28 protein-coding genes are annotated in these 24,167 nt (G+C 56.0%); 11 read left to right on the top strand and 17 right to left on the bottom strand.

Features of this window, described 5'->3' with window-relative positions; genetic code table 11:
• Positions 1 to 88 precede the first annotated feature (88 nt).
• Together ilvN and ilvB are read right to left on the bottom strand one after the other, a co-directional pair.
• Entirely contained in the window at positions 89 to 574 is a 486-nt protein-coding gene (gene ilvN, locus ACFFT4_RS28360) for an acetolactate synthase small subunit (RefSeq protein ID WP_378052458.1), read from the bottom strand.
• The gene (ilvB, locus tag ACFFT4_RS28355) at positions 571 to 2,316 is read right to left on the bottom strand and encodes a biosynthetic-type acetolactate synthase large subunit (RefSeq protein WP_378052457.1); all 1,746 of its coding nucleotides are present in this window, start codon (positions 2,314 to 2,316) and stop codon (positions 571 to 573) included. Before ilvB ends, ilvN begins: the two co-directional genes overlap by 4 nt.
• 504 nt (positions 2,317 to 2,820) lie before the next feature.
• Between ilvB and ACFFT4_RS28350 the strand changes: the two genes are divergently transcribed.
• Positions 2,821 to 3,261 (top strand): GNAT family N-acetyltransferase, encoded by a 441-nt coding sequence (locus tag ACFFT4_RS28350; protein WP_378052456.1) that lies wholly within the window; start codon positions 2,821 to 2,823, stop codon positions 3,259 to 3,261.
• A gap of 48 nt (positions 3,262 to 3,309) precedes the next feature.
• Here the strand turns inward: ACFFT4_RS28350 and ACFFT4_RS28345 are convergent, their stop codons facing one another.
• Complete coding sequence (locus tag ACFFT4_RS28345) at positions 3,310 to 3,576, bottom strand: hypothetical protein (protein ID WP_378052455.1); 267 nt, start codon at positions 3,574 to 3,576, stop codon at positions 3,310 to 3,312.
• Positions 3,577 to 3,782: 206 nt separating this feature from the next.
• Here ACFFT4_RS28345 and ACFFT4_RS28340 point away from each other — a divergent pair, with 206 nt between their 5' ends.
• Together ACFFT4_RS28340 and ACFFT4_RS28335 are read left to right on the top strand one after the other, a co-directional pair.
• Entirely contained in the window at positions 3,783 to 4,526 is a 744-nt protein-coding gene (locus tag ACFFT4_RS28340) for a sulfite exporter TauE/SafE family protein (RefSeq protein WP_378052454.1), read from the top strand.
• Positions 4,527 to 4,643: 117 nt separating this feature from the next.
• Positions 4,644 to 5,273 carry a YfbR-like 5'-deoxynucleotidase gene (locus ACFFT4_RS28335; RefSeq protein ID WP_378052453.1) on the top strand — a complete coding sequence of 210 codons (630 nt, stop codon included), beginning with the start codon at positions 4,644 to 4,646 and terminating at the stop codon, positions 5,271 to 5,273.
• 163 nt (positions 5,274 to 5,436) lie between these two features.
• Here ACFFT4_RS28335 and rplT read toward each other — a convergent pair whose 3' ends face one another.
• The 5 genes from rplT to ACFFT4_RS28310 form a co-directional block, all read right to left on the bottom strand.
• Positions 5,437 to 5,796 carry a 50S ribosomal protein L20 gene (gene rplT, locus ACFFT4_RS28330; RefSeq protein WP_378052452.1) on the bottom strand — a complete coding sequence of 120 codons (360 nt, stop codon included), beginning with the start codon at positions 5,794 to 5,796 and terminating at the stop codon, positions 5,437 to 5,439.
• A gap of 137 nt (positions 5,797 to 5,933) precedes the next feature.
• Entirely contained in the window at positions 5,934 to 6,134 is a 201-nt protein-coding gene (rpmI, locus tag ACFFT4_RS28325; RefSeq protein WP_094045461.1) for a 50S ribosomal protein L35, read from the bottom strand.
• Positions 6,135 to 6,150: 16 nt separating this feature from the next.
• Positions 6,151 to 6,741, bottom strand: a complete 591-nt coding sequence (gene infC / locus ACFFT4_RS28320) for a translation initiation factor IF-3 (protein ID WP_378052451.1) — start codon at positions 6,739 to 6,741, stop codon at positions 6,151 to 6,153.
• Between the two features lie 239 nt (positions 6,742 to 6,980).
• A complete protein-coding gene (locus ACFFT4_RS28315; protein ID WP_378052449.1) occupies positions 6,981 to 8,219 on the bottom strand; it encodes a glycosyltransferase family 2 protein in 1,239 nt (412 codons plus the stop codon).
• Positions 8,220 to 8,307: 88 nt separating this feature from the next.
• A complete protein-coding gene (locus ACFFT4_RS28310; RefSeq protein ID WP_378052447.1) occupies positions 8,308 to 8,727 on the bottom strand; it encodes a hypothetical protein in 420 nt (139 codons plus the stop codon).
• Here ACFFT4_RS28310 and ACFFT4_RS28305 point away from each other — a divergent pair.
• Positions 8,726 to 9,250, top strand: coding sequence for a phosphatase PAP2 family protein (locus ACFFT4_RS28305; protein ID WP_378052446.1), 525 nt, complete (start codon positions 8,726 to 8,728; stop codon positions 9,248 to 9,250). The genes ACFFT4_RS28310 and ACFFT4_RS28305 overlap by 2 nt on opposite strands.
• A gap of 311 nt (positions 9,251 to 9,561) precedes the next feature.
• Here ACFFT4_RS28305 and trmB read toward each other — a convergent pair whose 3' ends face one another.
• Positions 9,562 to 10,329: a tRNA (guanosine(46)-N7)-methyltransferase TrmB gene (trmB, locus tag ACFFT4_RS28300; protein WP_378052444.1), complete on the bottom strand. Its 768-nt coding sequence runs from the start codon at positions 10,327 to 10,329 to the stop codon at positions 9,562 to 9,564.
• 139 nt (positions 10,330 to 10,468) lie between these two features.
• Between trmB and ACFFT4_RS28295 the strand changes: the two genes are divergently transcribed.
• Entirely contained in the window at positions 10,469 to 10,870 is a 402-nt protein-coding gene (locus tag ACFFT4_RS28295) for a cupredoxin domain-containing protein (RefSeq protein ID WP_378052443.1), read from the top strand.
• A 244-nt stretch (positions 10,871 to 11,114) separates the two neighbouring features.
• On the opposite strand, the gene ACFFT4_RS28290 is transcribed toward ACFFT4_RS28295, so the two are convergent.
• Positions 11,115 to 11,750: a phosphatase PAP2 family protein gene (locus tag ACFFT4_RS28290; protein WP_378052442.1), complete on the bottom strand. Its 636-nt coding sequence runs from the start codon at positions 11,748 to 11,750 to the stop codon at positions 11,115 to 11,117.
• Between the two features lie 87 nt (positions 11,751 to 11,837).
• Between ACFFT4_RS28290 and ACFFT4_RS28285 the strand changes: the two genes are divergently transcribed.
• Together ACFFT4_RS28285 and ACFFT4_RS28280 are read left to right on the top strand one after the other, a co-directional pair.
• Complete coding sequence (locus ACFFT4_RS28285; protein WP_378052440.1) at positions 11,838 to 12,200, top strand: hypothetical protein; 363 nt, start codon at positions 11,838 to 11,840, stop codon at positions 12,198 to 12,200.
• A gap of 103 nt (positions 12,201 to 12,303) precedes the next feature.
• Positions 12,304 to 13,104, top strand: coding sequence for a YitT family protein (locus ACFFT4_RS28280; protein ID WP_378052438.1), 801 nt, complete (start codon positions 12,304 to 12,306; stop codon positions 13,102 to 13,104).
• A 230-nt stretch (positions 13,105 to 13,334) separates the two neighbouring features.
• Here ACFFT4_RS28280 and ACFFT4_RS28275 read toward each other — a convergent pair whose 3' ends face one another.
• The 4 genes from ACFFT4_RS28275 to ACFFT4_RS28260 form a co-directional block, all read right to left on the bottom strand.
• Positions 13,335 to 14,015, bottom strand: coding sequence for a hypothetical protein (locus tag ACFFT4_RS28275; protein WP_378052437.1), 681 nt, complete (start codon positions 14,013 to 14,015; stop codon positions 13,335 to 13,337).
• Positions 14,012 to 14,905 (bottom strand): ABC transporter ATP-binding protein, encoded by an 894-nt coding sequence (locus ACFFT4_RS28270; RefSeq protein WP_378052436.1) that lies wholly within the window; start codon positions 14,903 to 14,905, stop codon positions 14,012 to 14,014. Before ACFFT4_RS28270 ends, ACFFT4_RS28275 begins: the two co-directional genes overlap by 4 nt.
• Positions 14,902 to 15,273 (bottom strand): GntR family transcriptional regulator, encoded by a 372-nt coding sequence (locus tag ACFFT4_RS28265; protein ID WP_378052435.1) that lies wholly within the window; start codon positions 15,271 to 15,273, stop codon positions 14,902 to 14,904. Before ACFFT4_RS28265 ends, ACFFT4_RS28270 begins: the two co-directional genes overlap by 4 nt.
• 142 nt (positions 15,274 to 15,415) lie before the next feature.
• Positions 15,416 to 15,601: a hypothetical protein gene (locus ACFFT4_RS28260; RefSeq protein WP_378052433.1), complete on the bottom strand. Its 186-nt coding sequence runs from the start codon at positions 15,599 to 15,601 to the stop codon at positions 15,416 to 15,418.
• 322 nt (positions 15,602 to 15,923) lie between these two features.
• Between ACFFT4_RS28260 and mnmL the strand changes: the two genes are divergently transcribed.
• From mnmL to ACFFT4_RS28240, 4 genes are all read left to right on the top strand, one after another.
• A complete protein-coding gene (mnmL, locus tag ACFFT4_RS28255) occupies positions 15,924 to 16,886 on the top strand; it encodes a tRNA modification radical SAM protein MnmL/YtqA (RefSeq protein ID WP_378052432.1) in 963 nt (320 codons plus the stop codon).
• Positions 16,887 to 17,365: 479 nt separating this feature from the next.
• Positions 17,366 to 17,944, top strand: coding sequence for a tRNA 5-(aminomethyl)-2-thiouridylate-methyltransferase MnmM (gene mnmM / locus ACFFT4_RS28250; protein WP_378052431.1), 579 nt, complete (start codon positions 17,366 to 17,368; stop codon positions 17,942 to 17,944).
• 28 nt (positions 17,945 to 17,972) lie between these two features.
• The gene (locus ACFFT4_RS28245) at positions 17,973 to 18,941 is read left to right on the top strand and encodes a type I phosphomannose isomerase catalytic subunit (RefSeq protein ID WP_378052430.1); all 969 of its coding nucleotides are present in this window, start codon (positions 17,973 to 17,975) and stop codon (positions 18,939 to 18,941) included.
• 122 nt (positions 18,942 to 19,063) lie between these two features.
• Positions 19,064 to 19,573: a hypothetical protein gene (locus tag ACFFT4_RS28240; protein ID WP_378052429.1), complete on the top strand. Its 510-nt coding sequence runs from the start codon at positions 19,064 to 19,066 to the stop codon at positions 19,571 to 19,573.
• A 237-nt stretch (positions 19,574 to 19,810) separates the two neighbouring features.
• Here ACFFT4_RS28240 and ACFFT4_RS28235 read toward each other — a convergent pair whose 3' ends face one another.
• The 3 genes from ACFFT4_RS28235 to ACFFT4_RS28225 form a co-directional block, all read right to left on the bottom strand.
• Complete coding sequence (locus ACFFT4_RS28235; protein WP_378052428.1) at positions 19,811 to 21,520, bottom strand: extracellular solute-binding protein; 1,710 nt, start codon at positions 21,518 to 21,520, stop codon at positions 19,811 to 19,813.
• Positions 21,521 to 21,583: 63 nt separating this feature from the next.
• The gene (locus ACFFT4_RS28230) at positions 21,584 to 22,498 is read right to left on the bottom strand and encodes a carbohydrate ABC transporter permease (protein WP_378052427.1); all 915 of its coding nucleotides are present in this window, start codon (positions 22,496 to 22,498) and stop codon (positions 21,584 to 21,586) included.
• Between the two features lie 39 nt (positions 22,499 to 22,537).
• A complete protein-coding gene (locus tag ACFFT4_RS28225) occupies positions 22,538 to 23,485 on the bottom strand; it encodes an ABC transporter permease (protein ID WP_378052426.1) in 948 nt (315 codons plus the stop codon).
• Between the last annotated feature and the right edge of the window lie 682 nt (positions 23,486 to 24,167).

Genomic DNA, 24,167 nt, shown 5'->3' with positions numbered 1-24,167 from the left:
GAAGGTCCGGCTTGCCGCACGCCGGGATTCTCTCCTCGAAAGCCCGCTCCGCGGGCCCGATTGCTTGTCCAGGCCGAACGGGTCCTTTTTATCTAAGGCCCCGGTTCATCGCCGTCACGCCCGTCCGCGACAGCTCGCGGATGCCGTACGGCTTAAGCAGCTCGGTCATCGCGTCGATCTTGTCGGAATCGCCGACGACCTGAACGATCAGGCTCGACGGGCCGATGTCGACGACGGCCGCGCGGAACGTCTCGACGATGCCGAGCACTTCCGGACGTATCGACGGCTCCGCGCTGATCTTGATCAGGGCGAGCTCGCGGCCGACCATCGGGTTGCCGCTGACGTCGATGACCTTGATGACGTCGATCAGCTTGTAGAGCTGCTTCTGAATCTGCTCCAGCGTATTGTTGTCGCCCGTCGTCACGATCACCATGCGGGACAGTCCCGGCTCCTCGGAGGCTCCGACGGTAATGCTCTCGATATTGAAGCCCCGGCGGCCGAACAGGCCGGAAACCCGCTGCAGCACGCCCGGTTGGTCGTTGACGAGTATCGCTATCGTAAATTTACGGTTCATTCGGCATCCCCCATGATCATCTGATCGATCGTGCTACCTTGGGTAACCATCGGATAGACGTTTTCGTTCCTGCGGACGACGAATTCCACGACCGCCGGACCCGGATGCTCGAGCGCTTCCTTCCATACGCGAAGGGCGTCGTCCTTGCCGGAGGCGCGATACCCCTTCACTCCGTAGGCCTCGGCCAGCTTGACGAAATCCGGGCTGCCGGCCAGGTCGATATGGCTGAAACGGTTCTCGTGAATGAGCTCCTGCCATTGGCGAACCATGCCGAGCACCTGGTTGTTGATAATGGCGATCTTGACCGGAATGTTGTTGATCGCGCAGATCGCCAGCTCCTGGGCGCACATCTGCATGCCGCCGTCGCCGTTGATCGAGACGACCGTCCGGTCCGGATTGCCCATCTGGGCGCCGATCGCCGACGGGAAGCCGAAGCCCATCGTGCCCAAGCCGCCGGAGGTAACCCAGGAACGCGGCTTGTTGAACGGATAATATTGCGCCGCCCACATCTGATGCTGCCCGACGTCCGTCGTCACGATCGCGTCGCCGCGCGTCGTCTCGTGAATCATCGAGATGACCCACTGCGGCTTCAGCTCCGTATCGGAATCGACGAAGGAATACGGTTTGGCCGCTTTCCATTCCTGGATCTGCTTGCGCCAGGCGTCCGCCTTGGCCGCGGGCTTGACGAGCGCGTTGGCTTGCTGCAGCACCGCCTTGACGTCGCCCACGATCGGAATGTCCGTCGGAACGTTCTTGCCGATCTCCGCCGGGTCGATGTCGATATGAACGATTTTGGCATTCGGTGCAAAGCCCTTCAGCTTGCCCGTTACCCGGTCGTCGAAGCGGGCGCCGATGCTGATCAGCAAATCCGCCGACTGGATCGCCATGTTCGCGGTCCAGGTTCCGTGCATGCCCGGCATGCCCATGTGCAGCTCGTTGCCGCTCGGGAAACCGCCGAGGCCGAGCAGCGTCGTCGTCGTCGGAATGCCCGTCTTCGTGACGAACTCGTACAGCTCCTCGTGCGCTCCGGAGTAGACCGCTCCGCCGCCGGCCAGAATGACCGGCTTCTCCGCGTTCTCGATGGCGCGAAGCATTTTGTCCAACTGGTTTTTGTTCGGCTGCACCGTCGGGTTGTAGCCGCGAAGCTGAACGCCGGATACCGGCTGGAACAGCGTCTTCTGCGCCGATACGTCCTTCGGAATGTCGATAAGCACCGGGCCTTTGCGCCCGCTGTTGGCAATATGGAAAGCTTCGTGAATGATGCGCGGCAAATCCTCCGCCTGGCGCACCAGATAGCTGTGTTTCGTAATCGGCATCGTGATACCGACGATATCGGCTTCCTGGAAGGCGTCCGTACCGATCAGATGCGTGGCAACGTTGCCCGTGATGACGACCAGCGGCACCGAGTCCATGTAGGCGGTCGCGATGCCCGTGACCAGGTTCGTCGCCCCCGGTCCCGAGGTTGCGATGCAGACGCCGACTTTGCCGGTGGAACGGGCATAGCCGTCGGCGGCGTGAATGGCGCCCTGCTCGTGTCTCGTCAGCAAATGCTTGAAATCGTCAAAGCCGTGCATCGCGTCGTAAATATAGAGCACGGCGCCGCCCGGATAACCGAAGACGCATTCCGCACCCTCCAGTAACAGACTGCGAAGCAGCATTTCCGACCCGGAGATCACTTCCGGCTTGCTCCATTTTGCGATCAATTCTTCCTTGGACTTGATGGTAGTTCCCTGTGCGCTCATCTTTTTTTCCTCCTTTCAACAAATCAAAAAGCCCTTCGTCCCGACGCCAATATGGCGTCAAGGGACGAAAGGCTAATAATAGCTTCCGCGGTACCACCCGAGTTTGCCGGTCACCTCGCGATGACGGCCTTATAAAGTACGAGGCCATCATGCAGCCTGCGTACTCCAAGCGCAATAACGTGCGCTAACCCGATTCTCCCTAATGGGCCTTTCGGCGGTTCAGGGGAACAGCTCCGAGGAGACTTCGCTAACAGGGATTAAGGCATCGGTCTCAGCCAACCCGACGCTCTCTGAGCATAAGAGCCCTATCGCTTTTTCCTCATCACGGCTATTGAATGTTCAGTCGATTTAGCATTTATTATATTCCCCTCCGGGACATTCGTCAATACACATCTTCGCCGTTCCGCGCGGAACGACTTGTTCATAGGTTATAAAACCTTATAACGCCGCCCTGCGCGGCTGCCGAACCTGGTTGCGTCTCCTACGACAAGGAGGAATGAAGACATGATCCGCTGGAGAAGATTTCGCGACGACAAAGCCATCGTGGAGCTCGTGCGCACGCAGCTCGTTCCGATCTCTCCCTGGCAGCATCCCCGGGACCGCAGGCTGCATACCGATATCGTCAGGCGCCTGCGCAAAGGCGCTACGCTGGTCGCCTCGCGAACGAACCGAAGTCCGGCGATCGGTTTTCTCCATATGGAATTTCGGGGCTCGAAGCTGTTCATCGATCTGCTGGCCGTGGATCCCCGGCATCAGAACAAAAAGCTCGGAACGGCGCTGATGGCCCGTGCCGAGGCTTACGGCCGAAGCCGGGGCTGTACGGCAGCCTATGTGTTCGTCGACGAGCTCAACTACCGGGCTTTGCGGTTTTATCGCCGATTGGGCTACGCCGCTTTTAGCGCCGTTCCGTCCCTGCAGGCCGTCGAGCTTGTCAAATCTCTATAATGCGCAAGCTCTTCGGCATTCCCTTCCTCGCGGCCGGGGAAGCCCGATTTACCACCAGCCGCCTCCCCAACCGAAGCCGCCGTCCCAGCCGCCCCAGCCGAAGCCGCCGGCCACCGTGCCTATCGCCAGCAGGTCGAACAGAGCAAGCGGAAGGATCGCTTGCGTTCTTGCCTTTTTGCCTCGCGGCTGCTGCAGAATCAGCTTGTCCCCGGCAATCCGGACAAGCTTGCCCGTAGCGACCGTACCGTCCTTGCGAACCGCGTATACGTGCTGGCCAACCAGCTTTTGCGCATGCGAACGGGTTATTCGCGCCATCTCGCACTCTCTCCTTTCTCAGCACGGACAAAGCTTGTACCGCCGCGTCGCCCGGGAGCGGGCGCAGGCGCCGTATTCCGGTTGTCCGCCATCCTGCAGTGTATGGCCGCAAGGCTTGTCGTGCTTGTACCGCTGTCCGTTTTTCCGCAAATAGAGGCGCTTTTCGTGTTACAATGAACGAAACAACGAGATCGGGGAGAGCTTTCGTGCAGCTGGATGGACTGGAACTTGCGATCGGCGCCGCCGCCGCTTTGATGATCGGATTTTCGAAGACGGGGATTCCCAGCTCGGGAATTTTTGCCGTAACGCTGATGGCGATGGTTTTCTCCGCCAAGGATTCCGTGGGCATCATTCTGCCGATGCTGATTTTCGGAGATATCGTCGCCGTCGCCTATTACCGCCGCAAGGTCGTCTGGAAATACCTCGTCGTGCTTGTCCCGTGGGTGCTGGCCGGGGTCGTCGCCGGCTATTTCTTCCTGGCCGTCGTCAACAACCATCAGCTCAAGCTGACCATCGGCTGGCTGGTGCTCGCGCTAATCGGGCTGCATCTCGTTCGGGAGCGGTTCGGAGTCAAGTTCGCCGACCAAGGGCCCGCGGCTTCCTTGATGAATCCGGTGCTGGGGGGAACGGCCGGATTCGCGACGATGATCGGCAATGCCGCAGGAGGCGTCATGTCGATCTATCTGCTGGCCAAGAAGCTGCCCAAGGAAGTGTTCGTCGGAACCGGAGCCTGGTTTTTCTTCCTCGTCAATTTGCTGAAGGTACCCTTCTCCGTGCAGCTTGGCATGATCACCCGGGATTCGCTGCTCTTCAGCGCGCTGATGATCGTTCCGATTCTGATCGGCGCCTGGATCGGCATTCGCGTGTTGGCCAAGCTGCCCGACCGCTGGTTCCAGTATTGCGTGCTCGCGCTGTCGGCGGCGGGAGCTCTTAAGCTGATTTTCTTCTGAAGAAAACAGCCCGGGCGTCTCCCGCAGCCGCAGTTAATCCTCCCTTAACAATCCGATTGTATACTGGACGTAAAGCGATTCGCTTTGACATCCCGTTATACGAAAGGACTGAAGTCTATGGGCATTCACGCGTATTTTCAATCGTTGACCGACCTGGAGCGGATTATCCGCTGCCCGGGAAAATTCAAGTTTCAGGAGCACAGCGTATCGGCGCATTCCTGGAAGGTCGTGCAGTACGCCAAAACGTTGGCCGACATCGAGGAGAGCAACGGAGTCGCCGTCGATTGGAAGAAGCTCTACGAAATTACGAGCAGTCACGACTATGGCGAAATCTTCATCGGCGACATCAAGACGCCCGTCAAGCATTATTCGCTGGAGCTGCGGGCCATGCTGCAGAAGGTCGAGGAAGGCATGGTCGATCACTTCATCGACGAGCACATTCCCGCCGAATTCCAGCCGATTTTCCGCAGACAGCTGCGCGAGGGCAAGGACGAAACGGTCGAAGGCCAGATTCTCGAGGTCGCCGACAAAATGGATCAGATTTACGAGGCCTTTGCGGAGCTGCAGCGGGGGAACATGGAAAAGGAATTTATCGTCATGTACCGGAACGCCTTGATCAAAATCAAACAAATCAAGCTGCACTGCGTCGACTATTTTCTGCGGAACATCCTCCCCGATCTTGTCAGCGAAGGCTCGCGATCCCCGATCGACATCGAGCAAATCACCAACGAAGCGCTTGCCTCTTAACCGGCCTTCCGGCCCAAACGAAGCTCCCAGGTCTTCCCCCCTTTTCGTTCCTCTCACCTCCTTCCGGCCCTTCCGTTCACCCCTTTTCCTTCCGGTTCTTCCGTTCGTCTTTTTTAAAACAAAAACAAGCCCCGGTTACCCAAGGCTTGTCTAAGCGCGTCCATTACGCGTTGATTTTCTCTTTGGCTGCGCCGGCCAGCGAGTTGAACGCGCTGATGTCGTTCACGGCCAGATCGGCAAGCATTTTGCGGTTCACTTCGATGCCGGCCAGCTTCAGGCCGTGCATCATTTTGCTGTAGCTCAGGCCGTTCTGGCGAGCTGCGGCGTTGATACGCACGATCCACAATTTGCGGAAGTTCCGCTTCGTCTGACGACGGTCGCGGTATGCGTACATCAAGGATTTCATGACCTGCTCTTTAGCTTTCTTAAACAGGCGGTGTTTCGCGCCCCAGTAACCTTTAGCCAACTTCAACATTCTATTGCGACGACGGCGCGTGACGAATCCGCCTTTGACTCTTGCCATGATTCATTACCTCCCGAAAGTATTCGATATGAGGTTCAAACGTCCGATTTCGATCGCGAAGCGATATCCCCCGAAGCGGATTCGACGTCGAATCCTGCATTCAGCCGGGCTGAAGACCGAACCTTTGAACTTGATTATTATTTCAAATTGGCGATTTGCTGCTGCATGCGGCGCACATCGCCTTGGGCAACCAGCGGCTGCGTGCCCAGAACGCGCTTCTGGCGTCCGGACTTGTGGGACAGCAAGTGGTTTTTGTAGGCTTTGAAGCGTTTGACTTTGCCCGTTCCGGTTACTTTGAAACGGTCTTTCAAGCTGCTGTGCGTTTTCATCTTAGGCATGGATAGTATCCTCCTGTCAGTGGGGTTTCGGCGCCAGAATCATAATCATGCTGCGGCCCTCCAGCTTGGGCAACCGCTCTACGATGCAAATATCGGCGACTTCGCCGGCCACTCGCTCCAGAATCTTCTGGCCGAGTCTGGCATGCGTAATTTCGCGACCGCGGAACCGCACGGAGCATTTCACCTTGTCGCCGTCGTTCAAAAATTTCACAACGTTGCGAAACTTCGTCTGGTAATCGTGTTCCTCGATGTTCGCACGAAACCAAACTTCTTTGAGATCGACGATTTTCTGATTCTTCCGAGCTTCCTTTTCCTTCTTCTGCTGCTCGTAACGGAACTTGCCATAGTCCATAATGCGGCACACCGGCGGCTTCGCCTGCGGCGCTATGTTGACCAGGTCAAGATTCGCGTCAATCGCCATCTGCATCGCTTCACGAAAAGGTTTGATTCCGATCTGTTCGCCCTCGGGGCCGACCAGCCTGACTTCCTTCGCCCGGATTTCCTCGTTGATTTGATGATCCTTGCTAATAACGTTCCACCTCCGAAATAGTCTGCCGAACTTAAGGTATGCACAAACAAAAAAATGCGAGCCGCATTCGGCCCGCATTCCAGTCCTCACGTTAACGTCCGTGCCCGGAAACCGAAATTCCCGTCGCACTTGCCGTTCGTCGGCTACGCTGACCCGTCAGCGATAGCCGATCGGGTGAGAAGCGGGCGCTTCTGCTTGCGCGTGCTGAATAATTTTCATAAACAGTCACATCGACCACTTTACCACGCCGGCCGCGGTATGTCAACCTGCCGCTTCGTTTTCGCAGCTTTGTTTTCGCGCAGCGGCCGGACCTGCAATTACATCTGCTTGCCCTGCACCTCTTCCAGACGAATCACCCGCGTATGCTGCGTATGGCTCCACGTCTTGTTGTTCTGCGTGAAGAACGCGTAGAACGCGATCGGCCACCAGGACAGGAAGAACACCGGGAACAGCAGCAGCTTCAAGTACATTCTCCAGTTGACCTTCTCCATCAGCATCGCGATCGGACATTGCAGGTAACCGTACAGCACGATCGTCAGCGACAGTCCGAGCGGCATCTTCGCATAGATGGAAGTCAGGTGCGGGTCGCCCGGGAGCATCATGTCGAACCAGAGCGCCAGCGTCACGAGGAAGCCGATCAAATAAATAAACGCGTTGAAAATATAGAGCGCGGCGTCGACCTTGACGATACTGCCCGTGCGAATCCCCTGCCACAGCAGCGGAAGCATGTAGCGGCGCGATACGTCGAAGTGTCCCTGCATCCAGCGCAGTCGCTGGCGGGCGGACGCCCGGAACGTAATCGGCTTCTCGTCGTACACCCGTGCGTCGTAGTTGAATTTCGGATAGATGCCTCTCTGAATGCAGCGGACGGTAAACTCTAGGTCTTCGACAAGGCTCGTCGCTCCCCAGCCCATCTCCTTCAGCAGCTTCGTCTCGAAGCACATCCCCGTGCCGCCGAGGAAGTTGGACAGCTTCAGGTTGTAGCGCGGCAGCTGCCACAGCCGGTTGCAGAACCAGTAGGTAATGCCGTTGGCGGCGCTGATCCACGAATCGTGCGGATTTTTCGTATCCAGGTAGCCCTGGACGACGCGATATCCGTTGCACAGATCCTCGTTCATATATTGCAGGAAGTCCGTCGCCACCAGGTTGTCGGCGTCGAACATGACGATCGCATCGTACTGGCGGGGATTTTTCCACAATTCCTTAAGCATCCATTCGATGGCGAAGCCTTTGCCCCGCTCGTTCGGATTCGTTCTCTCGCAGGCGTACACCCCTTCGTAGCCGCGAACGATGTCCGCCGTGGCGTCCGTGCAGTTATCGCAGATGACGAAAATATCGAACAGCTCGCGCGGATAGTCCATCTTCAGCAGGTTCTCGATCAACGCCCCGACGACGGCTTCTTCGTTGTGAGCGGCGACGATCAGCGCGAACGATTTCGTCGGCTTGTGCGTAATCCGCTCTTTTCTCCGGTACCAGCCGAAGAAGGACAGAATGATCTGATACACGCCAATGGCCGCGGCAAGCGCTTGAATGACCAAAAGAACGTCGTTGAACATATTCGGTTGTACCCCCTAGATCCCTTTTTTCTTTTCTCTTTATTTTCTCTGTGGTTGTGCAAGCGCTGCAGTCAATGCTATTCTGGTGCTAGCCCTCCCTTCCTTCCTGCGTTTCCTCCGGAGAGGTAATCTTGATTTTGTTGCCTTGGCTGCCTTTTGTCAAAACGGGAGGATCGCCGTTTGAGCGGCCGTATCCCGGGATGCGGGAATGGCGTCGGACAAGCCGCCCGCGCAGGAGCATTTGCTCTTTCCCAGCATCGTTTCCTCCGATTTTCTCGCTTTTTCTATCCTCAGACCTAAGCCCGGGTTTAAAAAAGTTAACGTCTGGGAGAGCCGGAATGTTGCTGCCAAAACCAGACATTTTTCGATCGATAGCCGGATCTCTCCATTGAAAGTTTACCCATCGCGCCCGTTTGTAAAACGAAAAACGACTTAATACTGCCGTGACAATCGCATTGTATGCTGAGAACGGATAAGACATTCCCGTACCGAAGGAGATGGAGCCCATGAGCCGGATCTACCGCATGCTCCAGGAAGTCGAACGTCCTTTGTTTTTATACGTCAATATTCGTTGGAACCGTTCTTTCTTGAGCTGGCTGTTTCACGCGCTTTCCCTGATTGCGGGAGCGACGTTCAGCCTGAGCCTGTCTCTGCTGGCCGCCCTGCTGGCTCCCGAGCCCTGGAGCGGAGCCGGGAAGCTGGCGCTCGCCTCCGTCGTGCTCAGCCATATTCCTGTCGCCATCGCCAAGCGGAGCGCTCCGCGCCTGCGCCCCTACCAGGTTTTTCCGCAGGCCAATACGAACCGCCGCCCGCTGAAGGACCCTTCCTTCCCTTCGGGGCACACGACGGCGGCGTTCGCCATGCTGACGCCGTGGATGATGGCCGCGCCGGTGCTCATCCCGACGCTGCTGCCGATCGGCATCGGCGTGGCGCTGTCGCGCGTCTATTTCGGCCTGCATTTTCCGAGCGACACGGCCGTGGGCGCCCTCCTCGGCGTCTCGACCGCATTTCTTCTGTCCATCTGGATATAAAAAGGAACCGCCCTGCAAGTCGTCAGAGAGCAATCATAGAATCATCGATAAATAGGTACCGGGGTATGTATCTTCTTACGCTACAATGTACCCCAGAAAGTGACGGGAAGCTTCGTAGCTTATTCCGATTACTTTCCGGGGACCCCGAAGCGCGGTCATGAAATCAGGAATGGATTAACCCGTGACAGGGTAATTTCATGACCGTATGAGGCAGGCGCTCCGCTCTCCAGAAGATACATACCCCTCTTTTTTTCTCGATGATATCTTATGTTGCCTTGACTTGCAGGGCGGTCCCTTTTGCGACTCCAGGCCTATTCGTTATCGTCTTCCGCTTCGAAGTCGCGGGTCGCGCCGCGGCTGAGCTGCTTCTCCAGTTCCTCCGCGACGCGGCGGCGGTGCTCCTCGCGAACCTTGTCGCCGACGACCGCCTCCAGACGGTAAATCGGCTTTCCTTGCCCGATAAATTTGGCCTCGTACTCCGTCAGCACCAGATCTTCGCGAACGCCGCCGCGGTGCAGGTCCAGCGAGATGCTGCGCATCTGCAGCTCGACGTCGGAAAAGCTGTTCAAGGAAAATTCGAACAGGCTTAGGGAATCCGTCTTGAAGTGGATTTCCCCGATCTCGTTCAGCGCGCGCTTGTACTTCATCAGGAAACGCGGATGCGTCAGCCGGCGTTTGCCGTGCTTCGACTTCGGCCACGGATCGCTGAAGTTCAAATAAATGCGCTCCAGCTCGCCCTCCTCGAACATCTCCTCCAGAAATTCGACGTTTCCTCTGACCAGCGCCAAATTCGGCACCGTATCGGAATTTCTTTCGTCCCGCCAGAACGCTCTCGCCTTCTCGCTCGCACGGCTGAGCAGCTCGTCGTACATGTCCATGCCGATATAGTTAACAGCCGGATTGTTCACGCTCCACCGGCTGATAAATTGGCCTTTGCCCATGCCGCATTCGATGTGGATCGGCCGATCGTTGCCGAAAAACTCGTTCCACCGCCCCTTAAGCTTGCGAGGCTCGAATACGATCAAATCGGTCTGGCGCTCCAAATCTTCTCTCATGCTTTTCCTGCCGCGAAGTCTCATCTGTCCGTTATCCTCCTGCGGCCCCATAAGCCGCTTAGCGTTCAATGCCTTCTATTGTGACCAAACTGCAGGCGGTTGTAAAGGGAGCAACCGGGGTATATTAACGAAAAAGGATTCATTAAGGAGGCCATACTTACAAATGAACACGACCCGACGAATCATCGCGATAGGCGCGCTTGCGGCTCTGTTTGCGCTCGGAGCGTGCGGAGGAAACAACGCCAACAACGGAGCGTCTCCCTCCCCCAGTCCGACGACGCCCGCGGAAGGCGGAGCGGGAGCCGCCAACGAGGTCACGATCAAGGCCAGCAACTGGAAGTTCGAGCCGGCGGAAATTCGCGTCAAGGCGGGCGATACGCTCAAGCTTACGCTGGAAAATACGCAAGGCGCTCACGGCATCGAAGTCAGCGACCTGAACGTTTCGCTCAAGAACAACGAAACGAAGGAAATCAAGCTCGACCAGCCGGGCAGCTACGAATTCCACTGCTCGATCCAATGCGGACAAGGCCACGATGCGATGACCGGCTTTATCGTCGTCGAATAAGCCTGGAAGGGGCTGTTCCCGTAAGTAAAAATCCGTACCGAAAGATGATCGATGGAAGGGTGCAAGTCGCATCTATCTCCTTCCGATGCTATACGATCCTGAAATCTGAAAAGGTAAACCCGTTAATCGGTGATTTCAGGACCGTATGAGGCAGTCTCCAGGAGATAGATGCTTCTCTCTTTTCCCATCGATCATCTTGTACGACCTGACTTACGGGACAACCCCTTCAGTCGGGCTGAATTCTTTAGTCCCGCTTGCGAAGCCAGGCGCCAAACAGCCCTATGCCCAGCCCCAGCCAGACCGTACTCGCCAAATAGCCGGCCAGCACGTCGCTCGGATAATGAACGCCGAGGTAAATCCGGCTCAGCCCAATGAAGAACGCCAGCAGCGCGGCCAGCGACACCAGCGCAAACCTCCCCTTCGTTCCCGGAACATGCCTCCACAGCAAATAAGCCAAAACTCCGTAAAGCGCAAACGCCGCCATCGAATGTCCGCTCGGAAAGCTGTACCCCAGCTCTTCCGCCAAACGGTGCAGATCGGGCCTCTCTCTTCGAAAAATCATTTTGAGCGCCGTATTCAGCAGAGGAGCCCCTCCGATGCAAAACACGAGCAGCAGCAGCTCCTTGCGATGTCCGAGCGAGAACGCCAGGAATATTGCGGTTGCGACGACGATTACGATAACGCCTTCCGTCGATCCGATCAGGCTGAACAGCTCGGCGGTTCGCGTCGCCCCCGGCGACTCCCAGCCCTGGACGACCCCGATAATGGCGGAGTCGAAGCTCGCCAGCTTGTCCTTCATGACCAGCCAGCTGACGGCGATAAATAATAGAACGGCCAACAGGGTCCACAGGTACGGCCTGCGATACAACTTCTCTTCCACGCGCTCGCTCCTTGCCCCGATTGAATTGAGGATTTTGCCTTCCGTATGGTATCATAAGATTATCGGAAAATAAAAGGGGGCACGGGAATGACGACCGCGACGCTACAGCCGTTTCGCAGCAAATCGTTCGTCCTCTTCCTGCTGGCCGCTTTCGTGCTGCTCTGTATGCCGACCGTCTCGATCGGCGACAACTTTCTGACCTCCGAGAGTTCTTCTCTGGCCCACGACGTGCCCAACAGCGTCAAAGCGACCAAGCGCGCGAACGTATCCAAGATCGGCAAGGCGGCGTTTGCCGTTCTGCTGATTTTGATTTTCCGTTTTATTTTTACGGCTTATCCCTCATACTCCTTCCCGGCGCGCAGATGCGTCTCTCTTCCGCTTTACCTGCCCGAATTGCGCAAGCTCCTGCTCATGCCGCTCAAACTCACGACTTCACTAGGACGAATCTAGCACGTTCCCCTGCGTCTCCGACAAGCTTGGGGAAGCTTATTTGGAATGCCGTTTCGCCATAAAACCAAATATTCCCGCAAGGGTGAAAAGGGTGAATGCCGACATGACCAACATGCGCATCTTAAGCCGGCTTGCCTGGGTAACGTTCGGATCGCTCCTGTGCGCGGCCGGCTTGGAGCTGTTCCTCGTCCCACATAACATGATCGTCGGCGGGGTGACCGGCGCTTCCGCCATCTTCTCTTACCTGTCGGAAATGCGTCTGGGACTGTTTCTGTTCCTGCTTAATCTGCCGTTTATTTTGTTTCGTTACCGCAGGATGGACGTTCAGACCCGTCTGATGACCTTTAGCGGATTGGCCATTTTGTCGCTCAGCGCCTTCTTCCTGCATCCCGCTCCCGCGGCGCTCGACCACACGCTGGCTTCGACCGCGGCGGGCGGCGTCGCCCTGGGCTTCGGAATCGGCATCGTCCTGCGTTACGGCGGCTTCCTCGACGCCGCAGATGGCTTGGCGATGACGTCGGACGCGAAAGCCCCCGGCCGAATCGGCAGGGGCTACTGGATCTTTAACGGATCGGTGCTGCTCGCCGGCGGCTTCGTCTTCGGCTGGAACGAGGCGATGTACTCGGTTATCGCCTTCCTGCTGGCCTATCGCTGCTCCGATTTTGCGCTCAGCGGATTTTCGTTGACGCGGATGATCTGGATTACGAGCGAGTTCGGCGACGAGATTCGCGAGGCGCTGCGCAGCAACTACGGAAAAGAGGTCATTCTTCTGGACAGCGAGAAAGCCGCCGGCGGAACATTGATGCTGTGCACGGTAAGCCGCATGGAGCAGGCGTCCGTCGTCCGCTGCATCCGTTCGCTCGATCCGGACTGTTCGTTGGCCTTCCACACGGCTCACCGCTAAGACGACGGGGCTGTCTTGGAAATAAGCAAAGGCGTACTGGAAGATAATCGATGGACATGTTGAAAGGCATCTATCTCCTTCCGCTGCTATACGATCCTGAAATTTGAACTGGTAAACCCGTAAGGGGGGAATTTCAGGAACGTATGAGGCAGGCTCCAGGAGATAGATGCTCTTTTTCTTGTCATCGATAATCTTGTTCGCCTATTGCTTTGAAGACAGCCCCGTCGTCTTTACGCCGTCGCCCTGCGAAGCAGCAGATAGGACAGGCCGGCGTAGAGCAAAGTCAGGACGAGCAGACGATTCGCCAGCTCAAGCACCGATATGCCCCATATCCAGTTCCAGATCGGCTCCCAATTGTCGTAATAGCTGATCAGGTAGAAGGCGACGGTAAATACGAGTCCCACTCCGAGGAAGACCCCGAACATTCCGTTGCGGCCCAGTCTGCGATAGATGGCGGCGATCACGAAACCGAAGAAAAACAGATTCATCATAATGATGAAGAAAACCCAGAACTGCGTAAGCAGCGGACCGTCGGTCAAGTAAGGGACGTTAAAGAAATACAGGTCGATGCCCCAATGTCCCGTCGCTCGTTCGATGAAGCCGATCACGAGCAGAAGAACCGCCGTGACGACGCTGACCAGTGCGGCCGTCGCCGTCGTGCCGAGAAAATAATCCGTTCTCCGGGCCCCGAAGCTGATCAGGAACGGAAACGTCTGTCCTACGCTGATGATGCCGATCACCAGCATATAGATGAAGATGGACGCCAGTCCGCCCGTCTTGATCTCTTCGCCGCTCAGGCTTCCGATAATGACGTTGATCACGAAGCTCGAGCCCAGAATGATCCAGGGAAGCATAAGCCAAGAGAACGCGTCGGTCATATGCGTCTTAACGATACCCGCAACTCTGTTCATTTCGCCACCTCCTCGTAATTGCCATTACTGCCCGTCATGTGAACGACCATCTGCTGCAGCGAGACCGGTCCGATCTCCAGTCCCAGCTCCGCCGCCCGCTTTCTGTCCTGCTCGCTCAGCCGGCCCAGCACCGTCGCCGACAGCAGGCCGCCGAACGGGGCGCGATGAATGACTTTTTTACCGCTGAGGAATGGCTCGATCTGGGCGGCGGCTCCGACAATGTTGGACGCGTTGCCCCTGAGCGTCTCCGCTTCTTCGTTCAGCAGCAGCTTGCCCGCATCGATGACCAAAACGTGCTCGAGCAGTTGGCTCACTTCGTCGATCAGGTGCGTGGATAATACGATCGTGCGCGGGTATTCCCCGTAATCCTCAAGCAGTTTGTCGTAAAACAGATTTCTCGAGACGGCATCCAGGCCGAGATACGGCTCGTCGAAAATCGTCAGCGGAGCCCTGCTCGCCAATCCGACGACAATGCCGACGGCGGAGAGCATCCCTCTGGACAGCTTCTTCATTCTGCGCTTGAGCGGCAGACGGAAGTCCTCGACGAGCGCCAACGCGAATTCCCGATCCCAGTTCGGAAAAAACAGCGGACATACGTTCAGCACGTCCTTCACCCGGAACGCATCCGGATACTTCTGGCTCTCTTTAATGAAGCAAATTCGGTTCAGCACCTTTTCGTTCTCGATAGGCTCCTCGCCGAATACCTTGAGCTCGCCGGACGTCTTGAAGATTTGCGCCGTCAGCATATGCATGATCGTCGTCTTGCCGGCGCCGTTCCTTCCGAGCAGTCCGTAGATTTTTCCTTCCTCCAGCTTAAAACTGACGTTGTCCACCGCCTTCACGTTGCCGTAATGCTTCGACAGCCCGTTGATCTCTACGATTGTCGTCATTGCTCCTTCGCCCCTCTCTTGATCATATCCGTCAATTGCTCGGTCGTGATGCCGAGCTTTTCCGCTTCCTTGATCATCGACACGACGTATTGCTCGTAAAATTGTTCCTTCCGCTTGCCCATGATGATCTCTCTGACCCCTGTCGCCACGAACATGCCGATCCCTCGCTTTTTGTACAAGATTCCTTGATCCACTAACAAGTTGATCCCCTTGAGGACCGTTGCCGGATTGATCTGATAGAACGCCGCAAACTGATTGGTCGAGGGCACCTGGGACTCCTCCGGCAATCTGCCCTCCAGAATGTCGTTCTCGACCCGTTCGGCGATTTGTACGAAGATGGGGCGGCTGTCGTCCATCGGAAAAGACATTTTCTCACCACCATGTTATTCGGTTAGTTACTCATGTAGTTAACTATATATGCGAAGGAGCGAACTGTCAAGCAAGCACAACAAAAAAGGGCCAATCCCCAATTTATAGGAATTAGCCCTTTGATTGCGTATTCTTGATCGGTTAGTGCGTTTGCTTGTTCTCTTCGAGGTAACGATCCTCGATGGCGTGGTTCAGCTTCTTCCTGGCCGAAATCTCGATGCTGTGGTTATTCGGAAACTTGGCTCCTGCGAGCGCCATAATTTCTTTGACCGTCAACTCGACTTTGACCGTATCGTCCCCTTGAGGAATCCGTACGCTTGCGTTCATTGCCTTCACCTCTCCAAGTAGATATAGTGGGTTTGCTTCTAGCTTGCCCGAGATATGGAACCGACATGAAATAAGCTGCAAAAACTTGTGCGATGTCAGGTTTATTTGTTGATTTGTCGCTTTTTCAATATAACACACCATGTCAGGTATTGCAAGTTTAAAGCGGCGGTTTCCGTCCGGTTATCGATGTTCGTTTGGAATGGAACCGCGCAGGATCCATCGGAATTCGGAATGAATGGCGGCATCCGCCGACGACCCCTCTCGCATTTTGGCCCGATATTCGCTACAATAATACCGACTTCTGCAAAGGACGGATGCAACGATGACCTTAACCGAAACGGACCAACGCACACCCCTGCTTTGGACGGACAAAAGATTCCATACGTGGAATTACGAAATGCGCGAGACGTTCGGAACGAAAATTTTCAAGGTGATGCTCGATGCCGGATTTACTTGCCCGAACCGGGACGGCAGCATCGCCGCGGGCGGCTGCACGTTCTGCAGCACAAGAGGCTCGGGGGATTTCGCGGGCAGCCGACGCGACGATCTTGTCTCCCAGTTCGACAAAATCCGCGACCGCCAGCATCTGAAGTGGCCCGAAGCGAAATACATCGGCTACTTCCAGGCTTACACGAATACGTACGCTCCGGTGGAGACGCTGCGCGAGTATTACGAGGTCATTCTCGAGCAGCCAGGCGTCGTCGGCCTATCCATCGCGACCCGACCGGACTGCCTTCCGGACGATGTCGTCGACTATTTGGCCGAGCTGAACGAACGCACGTATTTGTGGATCGAGATGGGACTGCAGACGATTCACGAATCGACCTCGCGGCTCATCAACCGGGCGCACGACACGGAGTGCTTCGTCGACGCCGTGCGCCGGCTGCGGGAACGGGGCATCCGCGTCTGCGCGCATATTATCCACGGTCTGCCGGGAGAGACGCGCGAGATGATGCTGGACACCGTCCGGACCGTCGCCGGGATGGACGTGCAGGGCATCAAAATCCATCTGCTCCATCTGATGCGCAAGACGCCGATGGTTCGCCAATGGAAGGATGGGCTGCTGCGTTTTCTGGATATGGACGAATACGTATCGCTGGTCGTCGACTCGCTGGAGCTGCTCCCCCCGGACATGATCGTGCACCGGCTGACGGGCGACGCTCCGCGGGACCTGCTGATCGGGCCGATGTGGAGCCTGCGCAAGTGGGAAGTGCTGAACGCCATCGACGACGAGCTCGTCCGCCGCAACAGCTGGCAGGGCAAAGCCTGGAAAGCCGCTACGTGAGCACCGGAAGAACCGGCTGAATTCAAGATTCGATGTCGAATCCGCTTCCCGAGCCGCTTCGTGATCAAAATCGGATTTTTTGAAGGACCTCTTCAAATCAGGTTCAAAAAGTCCGGTTTTCAGCACCGAGAAGGTTGGATGAAGACCGGGTATGAGGAGCGGAGCGTAGTGGAAGCTACGTGAGCACCGGAAGAACCGGCTGAATCCAAGATTCGATGTCGAATCCGCTTCTCGAACCGCTTCGTGATCAAAATCGGATTTTTTGAAGGACCTCTTCAAATCCAGGTTCAAAAAGTCCGGTTTTCAGCACCGAGAAGGTTGGATGAAGACCGGGTATGAGGAGCGGAGCGTAGTGGAAGCTACGTGAGCACCGGAAGAACCGGCTGAGTCCAAGATTCGATGTCGAACCTGCTTCCCGAACTACTTCGTGATCAAAATCGGATTTTTTGAAGAACCTCTTAGGAAAGGGGACGAGGCTGATGGGCTTCCTCTCGGTGCTTAGCCAAGCCCAGCGCTGGGTAAAGGATCGGGCAGGGCCGGGAGACTGCGTCGTGGACGCGACGGCCGGCAACGGCTCGGATACGCTGTTCCTGGCCCGGACGGTCGGACCGCGGGGCCGCGTGTTCGCCTTCGACGTGCAGGCGGAGGCGCTGGAGAGCACGCGACGCAGACTGGCGGGCGACCCGGACGCCGGGACGCTGGCTCCGGCGGAGCTTGTCCTGGCCGGGCACGAGACGATGGAGGAGACGCTCCCGGCCGAACTGCACGGCCGCGTGGCCGCCGTCATGTTCAACCTCGGGTATTTGCCGGGCGCTTCGTCTCCCTTGATTACGCTGCCCGGCACGACGCTCGCGGCACTGGAGGCGGCAATCCGGCTGCTGCGAAGCGGCGGAGCGCTGACCGCCGTCGTCTACCCGGGCCACGAGGGCGGCAGGGACGAGGCCGACGCCGTCGAAGGCTGGGCGGCCCGGCTTCCGCAGACGGTCGCGCAGGCGGTCGTCTACCGTTTTCCGCAAAAGCCGGCTTCGCCTTATCTGGTCGCATTGAACAAACGATAACATTCATCTATCAGGAGGCTATAACACAATGAGCGTACAACCTTATCCGCTGCATTTTAAACCGGAATTCAAGGAAAGAGTATGGGGAGGCCGCGCGCTGGAGAAATTCGGCTTCGAGGTACCCGCGGGCGCGATCGGCGAAGGCTGGATGATCGCCGATCACCCGAACGGCGTATCGCACGTCACGAACGGCGCGTTCGCCGGCAAAGGGCTGGACGAAATTCGCGAAGCGGTCGGCGAAGCCTGGTTCGGATCGAAGGGCGCTTCCGGCAACGGCCGCTTCCCTCTGCTGATCAAGCTGCTTGACTGCAACGACGACTTGTCGATCCAGGTTCACCCTAACGATACGTACGAGAAGCTCCCCCAAGGAGAACTCGGCAAAACGGAAATGTGGTACGTGCTGGACGCCAAGCCGGACGCGAAAATCATTTACGGCCTGAAGCCGGGCGTCGACCGGGCAGCCATGGCGAAGGCGATCGAGGAAGACCGGATCATGGATTGCTTGCAGGAGGTATCCGTCAAGGCCGGCGACACGTTCTATATTCCGGCCGGAACGGTGCACGCGCTGTGCGCGGGCGTGCTCGTGGCGGAAATTCAGCAGAACTCGGATACGACGTACCGGCTGTACGATTACAACCGTCCGGGCCTCGACGGCAAGCCTCGCGAGCTGCACATCGAAGACTCGCTGAACGTTACCGCCTACGAAGGCGCGGGCGCCGAACGCATGGATACGTCCTCCGCCGTCCCGGGAGAGTGGCTGACGCTGGCGAAATCGCCTTATTTCAAGACGGACAAAGGCATCGTGAGCGGATCGTGGTCGCTGTCCACGACGCCCGACAGCTTCGTCATCGTCATCGTCTGCGAAGGCAGCGGCACGATCGGCTGGGAGAGCGGCATGGTCGACGCCCAAGCGGGAGACTGCTTCCTGCTGCCCGCCAATCTGGGCGGTTATACGCTGGACGGCTCGATGACCGTGCTTCGCAGCCTGGTTCCTTGAACCGGCCCGCGCACGCGGCCGTTCCATTCCCATTCCGCTAATCGCAAGATCGAAAGGAATTTGTCCGGCCTTGTCGAATATAGGGCAGAATGACAGACCATTTGCGAAAGGATAGATGAACCATGCGGCAGGGACTGATCATTGCGGGGCTCGGATTGGCGGTATGGGCCGTGCCCACCCTTTTCTTCCTTCTGTTCGGGGACTGGGTGCTGCTTGAAGTCGGGGAAGCTTATTTCGGAACTTCGTTGTTCCTGCTCGAAATGCTGTCGTTCCTGCTGTTGATCGGCTTGGCCTTGATCGTCAGACTGCGGCTCGTCAAAGAGCGCGGCTCCGCCTCCCGGTTCGGGTATGCGGCCGCGGTTATCGGACTGCTGCTGAACGCGTTCGTCATCTGGCATCGCAGCTCGGTGTTCTCCTCGTTCACCGAGGGACAGCATCACGCTTATGCGGTATGGATGACCTTCGCTTACGTCCTGACGCTGATCGTTCCGGCCGCCATAGACCGGATCGTGAAGGAACCGGCGAAAATCGAGGAGCCGGCGAAAGCCGAGGAGCCGACCGACGCTGCCGATCCCGCCGCCGAAGAGATCGAGCCGAACGAGCCGTCCGCTACTCCTCCCTCCTCGCTGTAACATGTCGAAGAGGCTGTCCTATAAGCAGAGTTGCTTGAGATAATCGATAGACAAAGAAGGGGTATGTACCTCCTGGAGACTGCCTCATACGCTCCTGAAATCACCCTGTCACGGGTTTACCATTCTCATTTCAGGAGCGTATAGCATCGGAAGGAGGTACATACCCCTTGCACCTTGTTCATCGATTATCTTTTACAGCAACTTGATTGTCTTATGGAACAGCCTCTTTACATGTTATTAGAAACCGATGTCGTCGCGCCCCGCAGCTTTTTCGGCTACGAAATCGGCCATCTCCTGCGCGCCTGCGGCTCTGAACTTGTCCTGGATGTCGTGCAGTATTTTCAGCGCATCCTCATCGGATTTCGCGAAGATGGCTTTTCGGAACTCGGTGTCAAAATTCAAAACGCTAGTAGTTTCCCGGAATTTCTCGTACTGCGGCCATTCCCTGGCCAGGTAGTTGGCTCTGGACTTGTCGATGACTTTGATCGGCAACCTCTGCGAGAAGCTTTCCTCCAGCTTTTTCGACTGCGACTTTTGGTCTTCCGGCTGCGGCCAAGTTACATTGTCCGAGAAGGCGCCAATAAATCTGCCCGGCAGGAAGTTAAGGCCTTCGTCGCGCTTCAAATCCGGATTATCGTCATACTTCTGCTTCACTTCGGGAATCCACCGAGGCATTCCGTTTTCCATCGTATACGTCTGTCCCTCAATGCCCCAGTAAGCGAGCAGACGGCCTTCCTCGCTGTTGACATAATCGAGGTAGCGCAGCGCCGCGTCGGGATCTTTGATTTTGGCGCTCAGGAAAATGATCGGGAATCCGCCGCGTCCGGGCGTCTCTACCTGCGTCGCGATTTCCCCTTTTTTATTTTTCGTGGGACCGAGCAATTCGTACTGCATTTCCGGGTTCGTCTTATAGAGCGTTTTAACCAGTTGATCCGATATGGGTTGGGCTCCAAACACGGCCATCTTGCCGGTAGCGAGCTTCTCGTTGGCCGTCGTATCGGTGTTGCTGAAGGCTTCGGGGTCGAACAGACCGTTCGAGATCAGCTTTCTCATAAACATCAGTCTCGGTTCTTGATCCTCGCCCAGGGTCCAATACGTCAGCTTCCCGCCTTCTTCGCGGAAATCCGAAATGTTGTAATCCGACCACCCCATCAGGAAACGGTTGTAATCCCAGCCGTTGTGCATGGTGCCGGCAGGAATAACCGCTTTTCCGCCGATATCCTTGAAGTTGCCGTTCTTGATCTGAACCAACAGATCAAACAGTTTATCCTGTGTATCGATATCCTCCGGCTTGACGTTTAGCGCCTTCAGAATATCCCCTCGGGCATAGAGACCGTAGTTCCAGTTATGAATGCTTTCCAGCGTACCGTCCGGCGTCTCCGTCGGAATAAAATATTGCTTGCCCTCGAACTCGGGGCTGTTCATTTCGAATTCGTAAAAGTCCTTGGACACGCCGGTCGTCATCAATTTCTTGACGTTGGGATATTTATCGAGGTACGGAGTCAAATCCAGAAGCTGCCCTTCCATGGCGGCTTTTTTGATGACCTGTCCTTCCCCTGTCGTCGTCGACCAGAAGGGGGCGTTGACGAGATCCGGCACCGTGTCCGAAGCAAAAATCGTGTTCAGCTTTTCGACTTCGCTGGTTGTAATCGATTCCAGCTTTAACGTTACGCCGGTTTTCTCGCGAATCGTCTTGGCGACGATGTTGTTCTCCTGATCCTGCGGGAAAGCTCCGCCGCCGCCGTTCCAGGCGCTCAGATAGGTCAGAGTAGCCGGTTTGGGCGCCTCCGATCCTTGCTGCTCCGTGCCGCTCGAGGTCGCCGCGCTTTCCGAGGGAGTCCCCGAACTGCCGCTTTCTCCGCCACCGCTGCATGCCGCCGCAGTCAGTAAGAGCAGTGAGATAACAAGCGTCATGCCAAGCGAACTTTTCAACTTTGTCTTCCGCATTTGACAAGCCCCTTTCGTGTGCTCATTTTTTTATATAAAAGGCCACGCCTTTTATACCGCCGGCTATTCCTTCAGCGAACCTACCAGTACGCCCTTGACGAAATATTTCTGAAGGAACGGATACACGCAGATGATCGGAGTCGTAATAATGATGACAAAAGTCATCCGGAGCGCTTCCGGAGTTACGCCGCGCAGCCCCATCTGGGACTGGCTCATATTTTGGATGCTGGAGCCGCCGCCCGATCCCGTCATGGTCTGGAAGGACGCTTCGCTGATCATTTTGTTCAGGAACGTGGCCGCGGGGTAGAGGTCCTGATTCTGGATGAAAAACTGTCCGGTAAACCAATCGTTCCAGACGCCGACGCCGACAAACAAGGATATCGTAGCCAGCACAGGCAGCGACAGGGGGAGGATGATTCTCGCGAATACCGACAACTCGCTGGCCCCGTCGATCCGGGCCGATTCCGAGAGACTGTCCGGGATTCCGTCGAAAAAGGTTTTCATGATAATCGCGTTAAAAAAGTTGTACAGCATCGGCAGGACGAGCACCCAATACGTATTCAGGATGTTCAGCTGCCGGTACATGATGAAGGTCGGAATCAACCCTCCGCTGAACAGCGTGGTGAAGAAAAAGAAGAAGACGATATACTTCCTTCCCGGCAGTCCTTTGCGCGAAAGCCCGTAGGCGAGCAAAGCCGTCAGCAGAACGGAGCCTGCGGTGACGATAAACGTCCGGGAAACGGAGATCATGAAGGAATTCAGGATCAGCGGATTGTTGAACGCCTTGTTGTAGTTCTCGAACGTAAATACCCGCGGGAAAAAGTAGATGCCGCCCTTCATGGCGTCGTAGCCGTCGTTAAACGAAAGCGCAAGAAAATAAATAAAGGGATAAACGGCCGTCAGGCAAAACAAGACCAGCACCGCATAGTTAAAGGCTGAATAGATTTTGTCGGCTGCCGACATTCTTCTTACGCCCATACCCGCGCCTCCTTCGGTTCATTGGATGTGTTCGTCCGCTTACCACAGCGACACGTCGCTTACCTTTTTGGATATTTTGTTGACGGCCACGATCAGCAGCAGCGAGATGAACGATTTGAACAAGCCGATTGCCGTAGAATAAGCGAACTGCCCCTGCTGGATCCCCGTTTTCAACACGTAGGTGTCCAATATTTCCGCGACGCTGATCGTGGCGGGCGTCTGCATGAGCCAGATTTGGTCGAAGCCCGCGTTCAGGATGCCGCTAAGGGAGAAGATCAGCAGGATGCCGATCGTCGGCGTCAGGCAGGGCAGCGTAATTTTGAACAGCGTGCTCCAGCGGCCGGCGCCGTCCATTTCCGCCGCTTCGTACAAGTGCGGATCGATATTGGTCAGGGCGGCCAAATAAATGATCGATCCCCACCCGATCCCCTTCCAAATATCCGAAATGATGACCAGCGGGTAAAACAACGACGTCATGCCCATAAAGAAGATCGGGTCCAGTCCCATTTTTTCACGGATATCGTTGATCAGCCCCACGTTGGGCGAAAGTATTTTCTGCATCAATGTCACGACGACTACCCAGGATACGAAGTGCGGAAGATAGGAGATCGTCTGAAAAATCCGTTTGATTTTGTTGCGCATGACCGCGTTCAGCATCAAAGCGAGAATCAGCGGCGCCGGAAATCCGAACAGCAGCTTAAGGGCGCTGATCGACAACGTATTGTAGAGCACCGAATAAAAACTGGAATCGTTCAAAAACTGCTCGAAATAGCGGAAACCCGCCCAGGGGCTGCCGACGATCCCCATGTTATATTTGAAATCCTTGAATGCGATCAAAATGCCGTACATCGGGTAGTAGCAAAACACCAGGTACCAGACGATTGCGGGAAGCATGAATAAGTAGATGTGTCTGAAACTCCATACTTTGGACCATGTCTTGTTCTTTCTCATCGGCAAGACCCCGGTTGCCGCTTCCTTCACAATCATTGTTCCTCCACCTCCTGCAGAATTCGGCCATCGTCAATATGAAAGCGATTACACTAATCTATTATAGTATAATATATTCAATATATCTTATCAAGCGTTTAAATAAAAACAATTTACTCATTTTCTTAATTAACCCCATAAATTAGGTGAAAGGACTTATGGAAATGGTCTTTTTTTCGATTTTTATATGGGTAATATGTGCGTTATATCTATATTGGTATGTATTTGGGGGTTATTGGGTCGGCTATCCGTTGCTGTGCGGGATCGGACTGCGCGCAAAGATCGAGGAAAAAATCGGTCGAAGCCGCCCAGTAACGGTCTGTCAGACCGCTAAAAGTGGGTAGCTGCTCGAATTGGCCTGTGTAACGGCCTGTCAGACCGTTAAAAGCAGGCAACTGCTCGAATGGGGTTGCTTAACGGCCTCCCAGAACGCTAAATGTAGGCAACTGTTCGAATGGGCTTGCTTAACGGTCTGTCAGACCGCTAAAAGTGGGTAGCTGCTCGAATTGGCTTGCTTAACGGCCTCCCAGAACGCTAAATGTAGGCAACTGTTCGAATGGGCTTGCTTAACGGTCTGTCAGACCGTCCCTCGGGTTTAGGGGGTTTTCTCACGAATGCTCACTCATTCGCAGGATTTCACAGGGTTTAGATGTCAGATCATATGAGGGGATGTAGGGCAGAT

This window comes from Cohnella cellulosilytica, assembly GCF_042431195.1.
Taxonomy (GTDB): Bacteria; Bacillota; Bacilli; order Paenibacillales; family Paenibacillaceae; genus Cohnella; species Cohnella cellulosilytica.
Note: the sequence above shows the minus strand (reverse complement) of the source record. Positions and strands in the feature narration are given on the sequence as shown.

Bases quoted from the DNA above. Each gene is read 5' to 3' on its own strand.
- ACFFT4_RS28275 (WP_378052437.1), bottom strand. From the start codon at position 14,015: ATGAACAGAGTTGCGGGTATCGTTAAGACGCATATGACCGACGCGTTC.
- mnmL (WP_378052432.1), top strand. From the start codon at position 15,924: ATGACCTTAACCGAAACGGACCAACGCACACCCCTGCTTTGGACGGAC.
- ACFFT4_RS28305 (WP_378052446.1), top strand. From the start codon at position 8,726: ATGAGCCGGATCTACCGCATGCTCCAGGAAGTCGAACGTCCTTTGTTT.
- ACFFT4_RS28310 (WP_378052447.1), bottom strand. From the start codon at position 8,727: ATGGGCTCCATCTCCTTCGGTACGGGAATGTCTTATCCGTTCTCAGCA.
- ACFFT4_RS28295 (WP_378052443.1), top strand. From the start codon at position 10,469: ATGAACACGACCCGACGAATCATCGCGATAGGCGCGCTTGCGGCTCTG.
- ACFFT4_RS28350 (WP_378052456.1), top strand. From the start codon at position 2,821: ATGATCCGCTGGAGAAGATTTCGCGACGACAAAGCCATCGTGGAGCTC.
- rplT (WP_378052452.1), bottom strand. From the start codon at position 5,796: ATGGCAAGAGTCAAAGGCGGATTCGTCACGCGCCGTCGTCGCAATAGA.
- infC (WP_378052451.1), bottom strand. From the start codon at position 6,741: ATGCGGGCCGAATGCGGCTCGCATTTTTTTGTTTGTGCATACCTTAAG.
- ACFFT4_RS28265 (WP_378052435.1), bottom strand. From the start codon at position 15,273: ATGTCTTTTCCGATGGACGACAGCCGCCCCATCTTCGTACAAATCGCC.
- ACFFT4_RS28230 (WP_378052427.1), bottom strand. From the start codon at position 22,498: ATGGGCGTAAGAAGAATGTCGGCAGCCGACAAAATCTATTCAGCCTTT.
- ACFFT4_RS28335 (WP_378052453.1), top strand. From the start codon at position 4,644: ATGGGCATTCACGCGTATTTTCAATCGTTGACCGACCTGGAGCGGATT.
- ACFFT4_RS28270 (WP_378052436.1), bottom strand. From the start codon at position 14,905: ATGACGACAATCGTAGAGATCAACGGGCTGTCGAAGCATTACGGCAAC.
- ACFFT4_RS28240 (WP_378052429.1), top strand. From the start codon at position 19,064: ATGCGGCAGGGACTGATCATTGCGGGGCTCGGATTGGCGGTATGGGCC.
- rpmI (WP_094045461.1), bottom strand. From the start codon at position 6,134: ATGCCTAAGATGAAAACGCACAGCAGCTTGAAAGACCGTTTCAAAGTA.
- trmB (WP_378052444.1), bottom strand. From the start codon at position 10,329: ATGAGACTTCGCGGCAGGAAAAGCATGAGAGAAGATTTGGAGCGCCAG.
- ACFFT4_RS28345 (WP_378052455.1), bottom strand. From the start codon at position 3,576: ATGGCGCGAATAACCCGTTCGCATGCGCAAAAGCTGGTTGGCCAGCAC.
- ACFFT4_RS28235 (WP_378052428.1), bottom strand. From the start codon at position 21,520: ATGCGGAAGACAAAGTTGAAAAGTTCGCTTGGCATGACGCTTGTTATC.
- ilvB (WP_378052457.1), bottom strand. From the start codon at position 2,316: ATGAGCGCACAGGGAACTACCATCAAGTCCAAGGAAGAATTGATCGCA.
- mnmM (WP_378052431.1), top strand. From the start codon at position 17,366: ATGGGCTTCCTCTCGGTGCTTAGCCAAGCCCAGCGCTGGGTAAAGGAT.
- ACFFT4_RS28225 (WP_378052426.1), bottom strand. From the start codon at position 23,485: ATGATTGTGAAGGAAGCGGCAACCGGGGTCTTGCCGATGAGAAAGAAC.
- ilvN (WP_378052458.1), bottom strand. From the start codon at position 574: ATGAACCGTAAATTTACGATAGCGATACTCGTCAACGACCAACCGGGC.
- ACFFT4_RS28280 (WP_378052438.1), top strand. From the start codon at position 12,304: ATGACCAACATGCGCATCTTAAGCCGGCTTGCCTGGGTAACGTTCGGA.
- ACFFT4_RS28315 (WP_378052449.1), bottom strand. From the start codon at position 8,219: ATGTTCAACGACGTTCTTTTGGTCATTCAAGCGCTTGCCGCGGCCATT.
- ACFFT4_RS28260 (WP_378052433.1), bottom strand. From the start codon at position 15,601: ATGAACGCAAGCGTACGGATTCCTCAAGGGGACGATACGGTCAAAGTC.
- ACFFT4_RS28245 (WP_378052430.1), top strand. From the start codon at position 17,973: ATGAGCGTACAACCTTATCCGCTGCATTTTAAACCGGAATTCAAGGAA.
- ACFFT4_RS28285 (WP_378052440.1), top strand. From the start codon at position 11,838: ATGACGACCGCGACGCTACAGCCGTTTCGCAGCAAATCGTTCGTCCTC.